General features: G+C 71.1%; 13 protein-coding genes and 1 riboswitch. Of the genes, 6 read left to right on the plus strand and 7 right to left on the minus strand.

The window, feature by feature from the left end:
• Positions 1-22: 22 nt before the first annotated feature.
• Entirely contained in the window at positions 23-475 is a 453-nt protein-coding gene (locus tag AC1DYG_RS13710; protein WP_477640426.1) for a PLD nuclease N-terminal domain-containing protein, read from the plus strand.
• 221 nt (positions 476-696) lie between these two features.
• On the opposite strand, the gene AC1DYG_RS13715 is transcribed toward AC1DYG_RS13710, so the two are convergent.
• The gene (locus tag AC1DYG_RS13715) at positions 697-1566 is read right to left on the minus strand and encodes a DUF1028 domain-containing protein (protein WP_477640427.1); all 870 of its coding nucleotides are present in this window, start codon (positions 1564-1566) and stop codon (positions 697-699) included.
• A gap of 68 nt (positions 1567-1634) precedes the next feature.
• Here AC1DYG_RS13715 and AC1DYG_RS13720 point away from each other — a divergent pair, with 68 nt between their 5' ends.
• Together AC1DYG_RS13720 and AC1DYG_RS13725 are read left to right on the plus strand one after the other, a co-directional pair.
• Entirely contained in the window at positions 1635-2747 is a 1113-nt protein-coding gene (locus tag AC1DYG_RS13720) for a calcium:cation antiporter (protein WP_477640428.1), read from the plus strand.
• Between the two features lie 34 nt (positions 2748-2781).
• Positions 2782-3321, plus strand: coding sequence for an O-acetyl-ADP-ribose deacetylase (locus tag AC1DYG_RS13725; protein ID WP_477640429.1), 540 nt, complete (start codon positions 2782-2784; stop codon positions 3319-3321).
• 27 nt (positions 3322-3348) lie between these two features.
• Here AC1DYG_RS13725 and AC1DYG_RS13730 read toward each other — a convergent pair whose 3' ends face one another.
• The 4 genes from AC1DYG_RS13730 to AC1DYG_RS13745 form a co-directional block, all read right to left on the minus strand.
• Positions 3349-4059 carry a DsbA family oxidoreductase gene (locus AC1DYG_RS13730; protein ID WP_477640430.1) on the minus strand — a complete coding sequence of 237 codons (711 nt, stop codon included), beginning with the start codon at positions 4057-4059 and terminating at the stop codon, positions 3349-3351.
• A gap of 158 nt (positions 4060-4217) precedes the next feature.
• Positions 4218-4949 carry a C40 family peptidase gene (locus AC1DYG_RS13735; protein WP_477640431.1) on the minus strand — a complete coding sequence of 244 codons (732 nt, stop codon included), beginning with the start codon at positions 4947-4949 and terminating at the stop codon, positions 4218-4220.
• Positions 4950-4951: 2 nt separating this feature from the next.
• Positions 4952-5153: riboswitch (cyclic di-AMP (ydaO/yuaA leader) on the minus strand.
• Positions 5154-5342: 189 nt separating this feature from the next.
• On the minus strand, positions 5343-6041 hold the full coding sequence (locus tag AC1DYG_RS13740) for an iron-dependent transcriptional repressor DtxR (protein ID WP_477640432.1): 699 nt from the start codon (positions 6039-6041) through the stop codon (positions 5343-5345).
• An 89-nt stretch (positions 6042-6130) separates the two neighbouring features.
• A complete protein-coding gene (locus AC1DYG_RS13745) occupies positions 6131-7399 on the minus strand; it encodes an MFS transporter (RefSeq protein ID WP_477640433.1) in 1269 nt (422 codons plus the stop codon).
• 78 nt (positions 7400-7477) lie between these two features.
• On the opposite strand from AC1DYG_RS13745, the gene AC1DYG_RS13750 reads away from it, so the two are divergent.
• The 3 genes from AC1DYG_RS13750 to AC1DYG_RS13760 are packed head-to-tail and all read left to right on the plus strand — an operon-like array spanning position 7478 to position 9714.
• The gene (locus tag AC1DYG_RS13750; RefSeq protein ID WP_477640434.1) at positions 7478-8281 is read left to right on the plus strand and encodes a hypothetical protein; all 804 of its coding nucleotides are present in this window, start codon (positions 7478-7480) and stop codon (positions 8279-8281) included.
• Positions 8278-9018 carry an SDR family NAD(P)-dependent oxidoreductase gene (locus tag AC1DYG_RS13755; RefSeq protein WP_477640435.1) on the plus strand — a complete coding sequence of 247 codons (741 nt, stop codon included), beginning with the start codon at positions 8278-8280 and terminating at the stop codon, positions 9016-9018. The genes AC1DYG_RS13750 and AC1DYG_RS13755 overlap by 4 nt, the downstream gene beginning before the upstream one ends.
• A 54-nt stretch (positions 9019-9072) precedes the next feature.
• Complete coding sequence (locus AC1DYG_RS13760; protein ID WP_477640436.1) at positions 9073-9714, plus strand: malonic semialdehyde reductase; 642 nt, start codon at positions 9073-9075, stop codon at positions 9712-9714.
• 287 nt (positions 9715-10001) lie between these two features.
• On the opposite strand, the gene eda is transcribed toward AC1DYG_RS13760, so the two are convergent.
• A complete protein-coding gene (gene eda / locus AC1DYG_RS13765; protein ID WP_477640437.1) occupies positions 10002-10727 on the minus strand; it encodes a bifunctional 4-hydroxy-2-oxoglutarate aldolase/2-dehydro-3-deoxy-phosphogluconate aldolase in 726 nt (241 codons plus the stop codon).
• Complete coding sequence (gene edd / locus AC1DYG_RS13770) at positions 10724-12610, minus strand: phosphogluconate dehydratase (RefSeq protein ID WP_477640438.1); 1887 nt, start codon at positions 12608-12610, stop codon at positions 10724-10726. The genes eda and edd overlap by 4 nt, the downstream gene beginning before the upstream one ends.
• Positions 12611-12681 lie beyond the last annotated feature (71 nt).

Here is a 12681-nt window from a genome sequence, read left to right on the forward strand (position 1 = left end):
TCGTTGTGCCACCCTCTGAGGCGTGATTCGAGCAGAACTTGGATTGGGGATCCTCGGGACGGCACTGTGGATCTATTGCCTCTTCGACGTGATCATGACCGATGAGTCGCGCATCCGGAACCTGCCCAAGGTGACCTGGATCTTCATCGTGCTCGTGACGTCCGTGGTCGGTGCCGTGGCCTGGCTCGTGGCCGGACGACCGCAGGCACCCCCGCGGAGCTTGCCGTACAAAGGGAACACCGGTGCGGCGTACCCGGAGTACGAACGACCTGGCCGGTTCGTCGCGACCAACCCGGATGACGACGCCGCGTTCCTGCGCCAGGTGCGGGAGCGCGCCGAGGCCCAGCTGAAGGAAGCCAAGCGCCAGCGGATGGAGCGCGAGCGGCTCGAGGCAGAGGACCTGGAGCGTCGCCGCCGCAAGGCTGCCGGCGGCGAGGCCGGGGACAGCGAGCCCGAGCAGGTCGACCCGGCCTGAGGCCAATGCTTAGCGGCAGCCTTCGTCCCAAGCTGAGCCCGCCCCGCAGCGTCGAGCCTCACCCGCCGACTGACCTCCTGCAGCAACTTCTGCTAGCAGAGCTTGGCTCTCTTAGCACAGGGTGCAACCTGCGCTGAGCGAGGGAACTTCTGCTAGCAGAGGTTAGGGCGTCGGAGGGAAGAAGGTCGCGGGCGCGAGGGCGCGTGGTCGGAGGCGGGCACTCAGGCCGTGGCTTCGCGCAGGGCGGCCAGCACCTTGGAGTCGATGCCGTCGGGGCTGAGTCGCATCTCGTAGTTGGCTTCGCCTGCCCAGCTGGCCAAGGCCTGCGTCACCTCGCCGTGGTGGCCCAGCAGCGCAAGCCTTCGCGCAACCTCGTCGGCCACCGTCCCGGCCTTGTCGGCGACCGTGCCAACCTCAGCCACCGCGCCTGCCTTGTCGGCCCAGGGCAGCACGAGCTCGGGGCTCCCGAACACGAGGTCGTTCAGCCGCAACAGCCTGGCCAGCTCCTGCGGCGCGTCCGGGTGGTCGTCGACCCGGATGTCCGCGAGCACCCCACAGTGGTCGTACCCCGCTCCGGGCAGCACGGCATACAGGGCAGCGCCCTGGCGGCCACGTGAGTCGCCGCCAGCGGCGTCGCCGGCCAACAGCGCCTCGACGAGCCGGTCGGTGAGGGAGGATCCGGCGGAACCGAGCCAGGCGGCCTCCATCGCCGCCACCACGTCGGGGCCGGTGAGGATGTTGCCCTGGATCGCATAGCCGCCCGTGCGCTCCCGGCCGCTGACGCCGCCGGCCCAGTCCATGCACGAGCCACCCGTGTAGGTCGCCTGGGAGTCGACGCCCACGACCCCGAGCTGGCGGTGCGTGCGGTCGCCATCGGGGGTCGTGCACGCGACGACGGCTTCGTCGGCCGACGCTCCCCCCGCGAGCGCGTCCAACGCCACCGCTCGGTAGCCCACCCGCGCCATCGCCTGGGTCGCCACGGCGCCGACCCCGAGACGCGCCTGCGGGACGACTGCCCCGACGAAGGGGAACTTGCTCGCGACGGCTATCCCGAAGCCCTCACCCACCTGGCCGACGATCGAGAAGGTCATGGGGCATGACCGTAGCGACTGGGCCGCGACGATTGGGAGACGGTGCTGCTCACCTGTGAGAATGGGGCATGGCCGCGAAAACGACCAGGACCAAATCAAAGAAGACATCTCTGACCTGGACCACCCTCGCGCCACTGATAGCCATCCTCGCCCTCGTCCTCACGTGGGGGCGACACCTCGGCACCCTGCCCGTGCTCGTGGTCGCGGTGGCCCTCGCCGCCGCCGTCCTGGCCGCGGTGCACCATGCCGAGGTCGTGGCGCACCGCGTCGGCGAACCCTTCGGATCGCTCGTCCTCGCCGTGGCCGTCACGATCATCGAGGTGGCCCTCATCGTCACGTTGATGGTCAGCGGCGGCAAGGACACCCAGTCGCTCGCCCGCGACACCGTCTTCGCCGCGGTCATGATCACGTGCAACGGCATCGTCGGGCTGTCGCTGTTCCTCGGTGCTGTGAAGTACCGGCTCATCTCGTTCAACGCCGAGGGCACCGGTGCGGCCCTGGCCACCGTGACGACGCTGGCCGTCATGACGATGGTGGTGCCGACGTTCACGACGAGCGCGCCCGGGCCGGAGTTCTCCAGCTCGCAGCTCGCTTTCGCAGCGGTGATCTCGCTGGCGCTCTACGGGATGTTCGTGTCGACGCAGACCAGACGGCACCGCGACTTCTTCCTCCCCGTGAGCCATGACGGCACACCGCTCGAGGATGAGCACGCCGACCCGCCCAGCGACAGCGAGACCCTCCAGAGCCTCGGGCTGCTGCTCGTGTCGCTCGTCGCGGTCGTGGGTCTGGCCAAGGTCGAGTCGCCGGCGATCGAGTCGGCCGTGGCGGCGGCAGGCTTCCCGCAGTCGTTCGTCGGCGTCGTCATCGCCCTGCTGGTGCTGCTGCCCGAAACCCTTGCAGCCGCCCGCGCCGCCCGCGGCAACCGCATCCAGACGAGCCTCAACCTCGCGCTTGGTTCGGCCATGGCCAGCATCGGCCTGACCATTCCAGCCATCGCCATCGCCTCGATCTGGCTCGATGGTCCGCTGCTGCTGGGCCTGGGCCCGACCCAGATGGTGCTCCTGGCCCTGACCGTGGTCGTGAGTGTGCTGACCGTGGTGCCGGGTCGCGCGACGCGGCTCCAGGGTGGCGTCCACCTCGTGCTGCTCGCCGCGTTCGTCTTCCTCGCGATCAACCCGTAGACCCGGAGCGGCGCCCGCGGCATACCGTGGGTGGATGGTCACCATCGAAGCCGTGCTGGGTGACATCACCACCCAGCACGTCGACGCCATCGTCAACGCCGCGAACTCGCAGCTGCTCGGTGGAGGCGGGGTGGACGGTGCGATCCACGCCGCGGCCGGCCCGCAGCTGCTGGAGGCCTGCCGGGCGTTGCGCACCACCACTCACCGGGACGGCCTCGACGTGGGCGACGCGGTGGCGACGACTGCGGGCGACCTGCCCGCGCGATGGGTGATCCACACCGTCGGCCCGAACCGGCATCGCGGGCAGACCGACCCGGCACTGCTGGCGTCCTGCTTCACCCGCAGCCTCGACGTCGCCGGGGAGGTGGGTGCCCGGAGCATCGCCTTCCCGGCGGTCAGCGCCGGGATCTATGGCTGGGACTCGGCCGAGGTGGCTCGGATCGCGGTCGAAGCCGTTCGCGTGAGTCTTGCCGTCGCGCCCGGCGACGGAGGGGACGAGGCGATCGAGCTCGTCCGGTTCGTGCTGTTCAGCCGACCGACGCTGGATGCCTTCGAGGCAGCCCTCGCCGACTGAGCGGGGCGCGGTGGACCAGGCGCCTCGTCAGGCCCCGGCGCTCATCACCTCGTGATCGCCGTTGAGAGCGGCTTCGATCAGCTGGCCGATGACCTCGGGTGAGTGCGCGCCGGACAGCGCCACCCTGCGGTTGGCCATGAAGAACGGCACGCCCGAGACGCCGATGTCGATCGCCGCCTCCTCGTCGGCGCGCACGTGGTCGGCGAACTCGTCGCCCGCCAGCACCGCCGACACCCGACGCCCGTCGAGCCCAGCCTCGGCGCCCAGGCGCTGCAGGGTCTCGATGTCGTCGATCAGCTTGCCCTCGGAGAAGTGCGCGCTGTAGAGGCGTTCGAGCACCGCGGCCTGCAGGGCCGGGCCGCCCTGGGCGAGGCCGAGCGCGACCAGCCGGTGCGCGTCGAACGAGTTGGCCCGCAGCTGCTTGTCGACGACGATCTCGACCCCGTCCGGACGGCCGGTCACAGCGGGCCGCTCCGCGATCTCACGGGCCCCTGCCAGGTCGGTGCCGTAGCGCTTCGCCAACCACTGGAGCACCGTCTCCCCGTCGCCGTGCGTGACGTGGTGGTCGAGCTCGAACGCGTGGTAGGTCACGGTGACCTCGTGGGGGTGCGCACTCTCCGCGATCGCCAGCTCCAGCCGTCGCTTGCCGATGTAGCACCACGGGCAGACCACGTCCGCCCAGACGTCGATCTCCACTGCGTTCGAGCGGTCGTCGTTGGCCTGGTGTGCGTCGTTCATCCATCCATCCTCACACGACCACGCAAGTCGGGCGTATGCCGCACGGCTGGCCCCGCGGCATACCTCGGACCGGGCGGGGCGGGGACGCCGCAGGCCCCCACCCGCCGAAGCGGGAGGGGGCCTGCGGACCGTGGCTTGGCGCGGTGGCCAACCTCAGGTCAGGGGCGACCGTAGGTGACGTTCGAGGACCAGATGGAACGCAGCGCGACGGCCTGGCCGCTGCGCGGGGAGTCCCACATCTTGCCGTTCCCGGCGTAGATGCCCACGTGGTAGGCGGGGCTGCCGAAGAACACGAGGTCACCCGGCTGCGGGGTCGACACGCGGGTGGTGGCTGAGCGCTGCTCCTCGGCGGTGCGCGGCAGGCTGATGCCGACCTTGCCGAAGACGTACTGCGTGAAGCCGGAGCAGTCGAAGCCGGTCGACGGGCTGGTGCCGCCGTAGGAGTACATCAGGCCTTCGTACTGGGCCGCGATGGCGAGCACGCCGCCGGCAGCCGGCTTGAGGCTGGTGTAGTCCTTGCGGGCGGTCGAACGGCTCGCGGTGCGGTCGCTCGTGCGGGCCGCGGCGGGCGCCACGACGGGCTTGGGCTTGGGCTTGGCCGTTGCCTTGAAGCCGATGACACCGAAGGCGTCGGTCGCGGTCGGGGCCGCGGTCTCGGGCGCCTGCACAGCGACGGGCGCGGTGACGGTGGCGCTCTTGGTCACCGCCGACGGGCTGGCCGAGGCAGCAGAGGCGGGAAGGGCGAACGAGGCGACAAGACCACCGGAAGCGGCGATGACCGCTGAGGTCTTGACTGCCGGCTGCGCGGCGCTGGCCACGATGTCCGACAACTCGGAGACGGGATTGAAGCGGCCCGGCGCGCGGTGACGGCCAGAACTGTGTGAAGCCACGATGGATGAACCTCCGGCGCCTACGAGGTGAGCTGTCGGGTTCGGGTGGAGGTAGATCACCCGGCCTCCACGGTTGTCGCCCGACCTTGCGGGCGCGTACGTGGAGACTTAACCCCAAGGACCTCCTCGTGAAGAGAAGGCCCAAAGTTGGGTCCCCCGCTCCTGCCAAGCGGTTTGTACTGATGACTCGGGCGTGGTGACAGGACTAGGCGTTCCACATCGAGCCGGTTCACCCAGGGGGCGAGTGAACCGGAGCCACCGTACACAAGCCGTCTGGGAATGTCACGTTGAGGTCACGGCCGCCCCAAGAGAGTCCATCGCGACGTCACGCACATCTGTGCTTTCGTGCTCAGGAAACGCGCACCCGACCAGAGATCGGACACGCCGACGCGCTCAGATGAGCGCACCGAAGACGTGCTGTGCCACCTCGTCGGGCAGCGAGACGCCGGTGGACTCGGGCGCACCCTCACGGACCGCGACCACGCGGCCGTCGGCGCGGTGCACCCGCACCCGCTCGCCGGGCAGCAGCCGCGCGACGGTGAGCAGGCTCAGCGCCTCGTGGTCGACCTGGACCGGCTCGCCGATCCGGCGCACGAGCACCGTCTCAGGGGAGTCTCCGGCCAGCTCGGTCAGGGTCCGCAGTCCGAAGCGGAAGTCCTCGGTCGGCTCGTCCTCGCCCAGCTCGTCGAGGCCCGGGATGGGGTTGCCGTACGGCGAGTCGTGGTGGTCCTTGAGCATCGCGAGGATCTTGCGCTCGACCCGCTCGGACATCACGTGCTCCCAGCGACAGGCCTCGTCGTGGACGTACTCCCACTCCAGGCCGATGACGTCGACCAACAGCCGCTCGGCCAGCCGGTGCTTGCGCATCACGCGCGTCGCGAGCAGCCGGCCGTGGTCGGACAGCTCGAGGTGGCGGTCGCCGGCGAGGCTGAGCAGGCCGTCGCGCTCCATCCTCGCGACAGTCTGGGAGACGGTCGGCCCGGAGTGCCCGAGACGCTCGGCGATGCGAGCGCGCAGGGGCGTGATGCCCTCTTCCTCGAGCTCGAAGATCGTCTTGAGGTACATCTCGGTGGTGTCGATCAGGTCGGTCACAGGCCTAAGCCTCTCACCTGCGGCCGTCAGCGCGTCACGCATCACCCGGCGGGTGCGTCGCTGGTCAGCGGGATGCGTCGCGGCGATGGTCAGCGGGATGCGCCGCCGCGCACCGGGTCGTAGCGCGGCACCCAGTAGCCCAGCCAGCCCGTCCCCACCAGCGCCAGCCCGCCGAGGCTGACGCAGGCCGCCGCCAGCCCTGCCTGCGCCGTGATGAGGCTGATCAGCGCGGGAGAGCCGCTCATGCCGAGAACGGAGACGAAGCGCCAGCCACCGAGGAACTGGGAACGGCCCACTTCCGGCGCACTGTCGGCTCCCAGGGTCATCACGATGCCGGATCCCATGCCGTTGCCCACGGCGGCCACCAGGGCAACCCGCGTCACCGCGAGCGCGCTGTGGGTCAGGGGCAGGGCGATCATCCCGAGGCCGAGCAGCACGACACACGGCACCGCGACCCAGATCCGGCCGAACCGGTCCATGACCGACCCCGCCGGGTAGAACAGCAGCATCTCGACGCCGGCGACGATGCCGAAGATGACGGCCGTCGTGCTGGCGGACAGGCCGACGTGCGCCGCCCAGAGCGGGAGCAGGACGAGTCGGGCCGAGCGTGCGGCCCCGATGACCATGACGCCCAGGCCGATGGTCAGGTAGACCCTGCGGTGGTCCCAGAGCACCGCCGCTGTGCCGGTGGAACCGCCGGTGGAACCGCCGCCAGCGGACGGCCGGTCACGCGAGGCCTCCCTGGCCCGCGCCTCGTGCGCGGCCGTGAGGTCCGGCCCCAGCCACACCAGCGCCGCCGCCCCGAGGCCGGCCGCCACGGCCACCGCGAACCCGGCGCGCGGCCCCCACAGGTGGATGATCGGCGCCCCGATGAACGGCCCGATGAACATCCCGATCCGGTTGACCCCGCCGAGGGTCGACAGGGCTCGCGCCCGCATGGTGACCGGTACCGCGTCGATGAGGTAGGCCTGCCGCGCCACGAGGAACACCGACGACGTGAACCCCATCGCGAACACCGTGACCATGAGCACGCCGAGCGACGGGGCGGTCAGGGCCACGAACGCCGCCACCGCGTCCACCGCGCTCGCCCACAGCAGCGCGCGCCGCTCCCCAACCCGGTGCACGAGCGCTCCGGCCGGCACGGCAAAGAACAGCTCGGCGACGAGGGCCAGCCCGGCCGTGAGGGCGGCGATCGCCGGTGTCGCCCCGAGGTCGAGGGCACTCAGCGTGACGATGGGGACGATCGCACCGCTGCCGATCGCCACGATGATCGTGGGGCCGTACGCCGGCACGGCGATCCCGCGCAGGCTGAAGGGAGCCTCGCTGTCGAGCTCGGGTCGGGGCTTGGGGGCGGACATCCCGGCCATTCTGACGCGGTCTGGCCACGGATGCCCCTGACCTCTCACGCCGAGAGACGCCACGAGTAGGTTCGGGCCATGAGCTTCGTCGTGCCCTCACGCTTCTGCGGCCCGCCCGAGTCGGGCAACGGCGGATGGGTCAGCGGGCACGCGGCTGCGCTGCTCCAGCCCGGGCCCGACGAAGCCGTCACCGTGCGGCTCCGCACCCCTCCGCCGCTCGATCGGGAGCTGACCGTGCAGAGCGGTTCGGCGCAGGGCCACCGCACCCTCGAGGTCCGCGACGGTGAGCACCTCGTCGTCGAGGCGACGACGGCGCCGGGACTGGACGCGGGCGGCATACCTGTTGCTGTGTCGTTCGCCGAGGCCGCGGCGGCGGGTGAGGGCTATGAAGGCCTCGCCGCCCATCCCTTTCCCACCTGCTTCTCGTGCGGCACCGGTCGCGCCGCCGGCGACGGTCTGAGGCTCCAGCCCGCTCGGGTGGCCGGAGGCGATGGTGAGTATGCCGCGGCGTGGCGCCCCCGCGCGGACGTCGACCTCGAGACGGTGTGGGCCGCCCTGGACTGTCCGGGCGCCTGGGCCTCGGGAATTGCCGGCCGGGCGATGGTGCTCGGCACGATGACGGCGCAGGTGTCGAGCCTGCCCACACCCGGCGACGAGCACGTGGTGATGGCGTGGCAGAGCGGTGGCGAGGCCCGCAAGGCCACCAGTCGCAAATACCTGAGCGGCACCGCCCTGTATGCCGCGGAGGGGAGCCTGCTCGCGCAGGCCGAGGCCACCTGGATCGCCATCGACCCCAGTGCCTTTCAGAAGCCCAGTGCCTTTCAGAAGCCCAGTGCCTTTCAGAAAGCCAGTGCCCCTCGACCCGCCGGAGGTGCGGCATGAGCAAGCTCGCAGTGGTAACCGGGGCCAGCAGCGGCATCGGTGAGGCGACCGCCCGGCAGCTGGCGGCGGACGGTTTCGAGGTGGTCTGCGCCGCGCGCCGCGGCGACCGGATCGAAGCCCTGGCCGGGCAGATCGGCGGTCGGGCCCTGGTCTGCGACGTGACGTCGGCCGACGACGTGGCCCGGCTGGCTGCTGAGGTCGGCGACCGTCTCGACGTGCTCGTCAACAACGCGGGTGGCGCCCTCGGGCTCGCCCCGGCCGCGGACACCGACGTCTCCGACTGGCGTGGCATGTTCGAGTCCAACGTCATCGGCACGCTGCAGGTGACCCAGGCGCTGCTGCCGGCCCTGATCGCCTCGGGCGCGGGGACGATCGTCAACGTCGGGTCCATCGCGGGACACGTCGCCTACGAGGGCGGTTCGGGCTACGTCGCGGCCAAGCACGCGGTCACGGCCCTGACCCAGACCCTGCGGCTCGAGCTCGTGGACCAGCCCATACGGGTCGAGGAGATCGCGCCCGGGATGGTGCGGACCGAGGAGTTCGCCCTGACGCGGTTCGGCGGTGACCAGGCCCGGGCCGACGCGGTCTATGCGGGGGTTTCGGAGCCGCTGGTGGCCCAGGACATCGCCGAGGCGATCGGCTGGATGGTCGGGCGCCCGGCCCACGTGAACATCGACCTGCTCGTCATCAAACCGCGCATCCAGGCCGCCCCGCACAAGGTGCACCGCGACACCTGACCTGCGCTTTCATGGTTGAGGAATGCAACCATGAGATTGATTGTTCAACGAATCATGACTCAGACCCATGACTCCCTGACCGAGCTCGAGGCCCAGTTCGCCGACCACCTCGAGCTCTCCCCCGAGGCTCAGGACCTGCTGTTCCGCGACGCCCGCACGGCCAACGCCTTCACCGACGAGCCGGTGAGCGAGGAGCAGGTGCGCGCCATCTACGACCTCGTGAAGTGGGCCCCGACGTCGATGAACAACCAGCCGCTGCGGATCGTCCTGGTGCGCACGCCCGACGCCCGCGGCCGGCTCGTCGAGCTGATGGGCGGCAACAACAAGGCGAAGACGTCCACCGCCCCCCTGGTGGCCGTGTTGGCTGCCGACACCGACTTCCACGACGAGCTCGGCAAGGTCTTCCCCCACTTCGAGGGCGCTCGCGACCTCTTCGCCGGCAACGACCAGATGCGCGAGGGGTCGGCCACCCTCAATGCCACCCTGCAGGTCGCCTACTTCATCCTCGGCGTCCGCGCGGCCGGCCTGGCTGCCGGCCCGATGACCGGGTTCGACGCCGCCGGCGTGGACCGTGAGTTCTTCCCCGACGGCGCCCACCGCACCCTCGCGGTGGTCAACATCGGCCGCCCTGCGGAGGGCGCCTGGATGGACCGGCTCCCCCGCCTCGACTACGACGAGGTCGTCACCTCCGTCTGAGCGCCGCCAACTCGCGCGAAAAAACCGTTGCACCAGCCGACCTTCCCGAATTAGCGTCGAGCTACACGGAAGGGAGGTGGTCCAAGAAGTGATTTCAATATGGACGCGTGAGGTGACTGCGCGCTAGCGCACCTCGACTGCTCGAGGTCCGCCATCCGGCGCAATCCCCAGCAGTTCACCGCAGCCCGTGGGCCGTGCAGGTCGTCCCCTGCGCAAGCCGAGCCGATCGTTGTCGGCGAGGCGAAGCCCACGGGCTGTTCCATGCCCAGCGACGTGTTGCCCGCGCGTCAGGGCTGGCGCAGGGCAGCCGCCTCGGCGGCCAGGGCTTCGATGCGGGGCCAGTCCCCTTGCGCCACAGCGTCTTTCGGTGTCAGCCAGGACCCGCCGACACAGCCGACGTTCGGCAGCGCCAACCACGCTGCCGCCGTCTCGGGCGTGATCCCACCCGTCGGGCAGAACCGCAGGTGCGGACACGGCCCGCTCACGGCAGACAGGTAGGGCCGCCCACCGCTCGCCTCGGCCGGGAAGAACTTCATCGCCTCGAGGCCTGCCTCGGCCAGCACGAGCATCTCCGTCAGCGTGCCGGCGCCCGCAAGCAGCGGCAGGCCGCTCGCCAGGGCAGCGTCCAGCAGCCGCGGGGGCGACCCCGGGGTGACCAGGAACTGCGCCCCGGCGTCCTTGACCTGCTGCACCTGCTCCGGCGTGACCACCGTGCCCGCGCCGACGACCATGCCCTCGACCTGCGAGGCCACCGCCTCGATCGCGCCGAGACCGGCTTCGCTGCGCAGCGTGATCTCGATGACGGGTATGCCGCCGCGGACCAGCGCCCGTGCCAGCGGCACGGCCTGCTCGACGGAGTCCACGACGACCACCGGGATGACCGGGGCCAGGTCGAGGATGTCCGCCTCGCTGTAGAGGACCGGCTTCGTGGGGCCGTCCGGCTGCGTGAGGCTCAACTGCGCGCTCGCGGTCGTCGGCGCGCTCGCGCCGGTGAGGGTGTTGGCGGTGGTCATCGGTTCTCCTCGTGGCTGACGAACGGGGCGGAATCGCTTCGGTCCCAGACGTGACCGAGGCTGCCGAAGACGTGGGCGCCCTCGTCGGCGCGACCGACGGCGGCGCGCATGGACGCGAACAGCTCACGCCCGGTGCCGACCCCCTCGGCGGTGACGCGCGGCGAGGGGACCCGGGCGGCGAACTCGTCCTCGTCGACGAGCACGTCGAGCCGCCCGGTCAGCGAGTCGACGCGGATGACGTCGCCGTCCTGGATCTTCGAGATCGGCCCGGCGTGCACGGACTCGGGGGTGACGTGGATGGCCGCCGGGATGGCGCCCGACGCCCCACTCATTCGGCCGTCGGTGACCAGGGCCACGGCATACCCGCGCTTTTGGAGGACTCCCAGGGAGGGGGTCAGGGCGTGCAGCTCGGGCATCCCGTTGGCGCTGGGACCCTGCTCGCGGATCACGACGACGACGTCGCGGTCGAGCTCGCGGCGGGAGAACGCCTGGAGGAAGCCGACCTGGTCGGTGAAGACGCGCGCCGGGGCCTCGATGACGCGGTGCTCCTCCGCGACGGCCGACACCTTGATGACCGCGTGGCCCAGGCTGCCGCCGAGGACGCGGAGCCCGCCGTCGACGGTGAACGGGTCGTCGGCCGGGCGCAGGACGGCCGGGTCGCCGGATTCCGTTGCGGCGTCGACGAACCCGAGCTGGCCGCCGATCATCACCGGCCGCTGGGTGTAGCGCCGCAGCCCCGGTCCGGCCACGGTCAGCACGTCCTCGTGCAGCAGTCCGTGGTCGAGCAGGGTGCCGATGAGGAACGGCGTGCCGCCCGCTGCGTGGAAGTGGTTCACGTCGGCGGGACCGTTGGGGTAGATCCGGGCGATGGACGGGACCGCGGCCGACAGGTCGTCGAAGTCCTCCCAGGTCAGGTCGATCCCCGCGGCGGCTGCCATCGAGATGAGGTGCATCGTGTGGTTGGTCGAGCCGCCGGTCGCCAGGAGGGCGACGACCCCGTTGACGACCGTCTTCTCGTCCACGACCTGGCCGATGCCGTACGGCGTCTCGGACGCGGCGATCTCGGCGACCCGGACCGTCGTCGCGGCCGTGAGGGCCTCGCGCAACGGGTCGTCGGGGTGGACGAACGCCGCTCCGGGCAGGTGCAGGCCCATGACGTCCATGAGCATCTGGTTGGAGTTCGCCGTGCCGTAGAAGGTGCAGGTGCCCGGCGAGTGGTAGGACGCCACCTCGCTCGCGAGCAGCTCGTCGCGCCCGACCTCACCTGCGGCAAACGCCTTGCGGGTCTCGGACTTGTCGGCGTTCGAGCGGCCCGACGCCATCGGCCCGGCCGGCACCAGGGCGGTCGGCAGGTGGCCGAACGACAGCGCCCCTGCGACCAGTCCCGGCACGATCTTGTCGCAGACGCCGAGCATGAGGACGCCGTCGAACACGTCGTGGCTGAGCGCGATCGCCGCCGACATCGCGATGACGTCGCGGCTGAACAGGCTGAGCTCCATGCCCGCCCGCCCCTGGGTGATGCCGTCACACATCGCGGGCACGCCACCGGCCACGCGGGCGACGGCCCCGACCTCGCGTGCGGTCTGCTTCATCGCGGCCGGGTAGTGCTCGAACGGCGCGTGCGCCGACAGCATGTCGTTGTAGGCCGTGATGATCCCGAGGCTCACGCCGGTGTCGGCAGCCATCGTGGTCCGGTCGCTGCCGCCGCACGCGGCGACCGCGTGGGCGAGGTTGGAGCAACCGAGGTCGGTGCGGGCCGGGCGCAGGCTCAGTTCGGAGGCGGCGCGCGAGATGCGTTGCAGGTAGGCCGTGCGGCTGGCTCGGCTGCGGTCGGTCACCCTGGCGGTGACGTCGGCGACGACGGGGTGGATGGCGGGCGCCATGGGGCTCCTGAGGGGATTCGGCGGTCGAGGATGGGACCGCGCGAACGGCTCCGTTGGCGTGCGCGTGTGAT

It is taken from the genome of Pedococcus sp. P1_H8, assembly GCF_056405175.1.

What these genes read in the sequence shown, in the direction of transcription:
- AC1DYG_RS13745 (WP_477640433.1), bottom strand. Translation starts at nt 7,399, where the DNA reads ATGTCCGCCCCCAAGCCCCGACCCGAGCTCGACAGCGAGGCTCCCTTC.
- AC1DYG_RS13760 (WP_477640436.1), top strand. Translation starts at nt 9,073, where the DNA reads ATGACTCAGACCCATGACTCCCTGACCGAGCTCGAGGCCCAGTTCGCC.
- AC1DYG_RS13755 (WP_477640435.1), top strand. Translation starts at nt 8,278, where the DNA reads ATGAGCAAGCTCGCAGTGGTAACCGGGGCCAGCAGCGGCATCGGTGAG.
- edd (WP_477640438.1), bottom strand. Translation starts at nt 12,610, where the DNA reads ATGGCGCCCGCCATCCACCCCGTCGTCGCCGACGTCACCGCCAGGGTG.
- AC1DYG_RS13725 (WP_477640429.1), top strand. Translation starts at nt 2,782, where the DNA reads ATGGTCACCATCGAAGCCGTGCTGGGTGACATCACCACCCAGCACGTC.
- AC1DYG_RS13720 (WP_477640428.1), top strand. Translation starts at nt 1,635, where the DNA reads ATGGCCGCGAAAACGACCAGGACCAAATCAAAGAAGACATCTCTGACC.
- AC1DYG_RS13730 (WP_477640430.1), bottom strand. Translation starts at nt 4,059, where the DNA reads ATGAACGACGCACACCAGGCCAACGACGACCGCTCGAACGCAGTGGAG.
- eda (WP_477640437.1), bottom strand. Translation starts at nt 10,727, where the DNA reads ATGACCACCGCCAACACCCTCACCGGCGCGAGCGCGCCGACGACCGCG.
- AC1DYG_RS13750 (WP_477640434.1), top strand. Translation starts at nt 7,478, where the DNA reads ATGAGCTTCGTCGTGCCCTCACGCTTCTGCGGCCCGCCCGAGTCGGGC.
- AC1DYG_RS13715 (WP_477640427.1), bottom strand. Translation starts at nt 1,566, where the DNA reads ATGACCTTCTCGATCGTCGGCCAGGTGGGTGAGGGCTTCGGGATAGCC.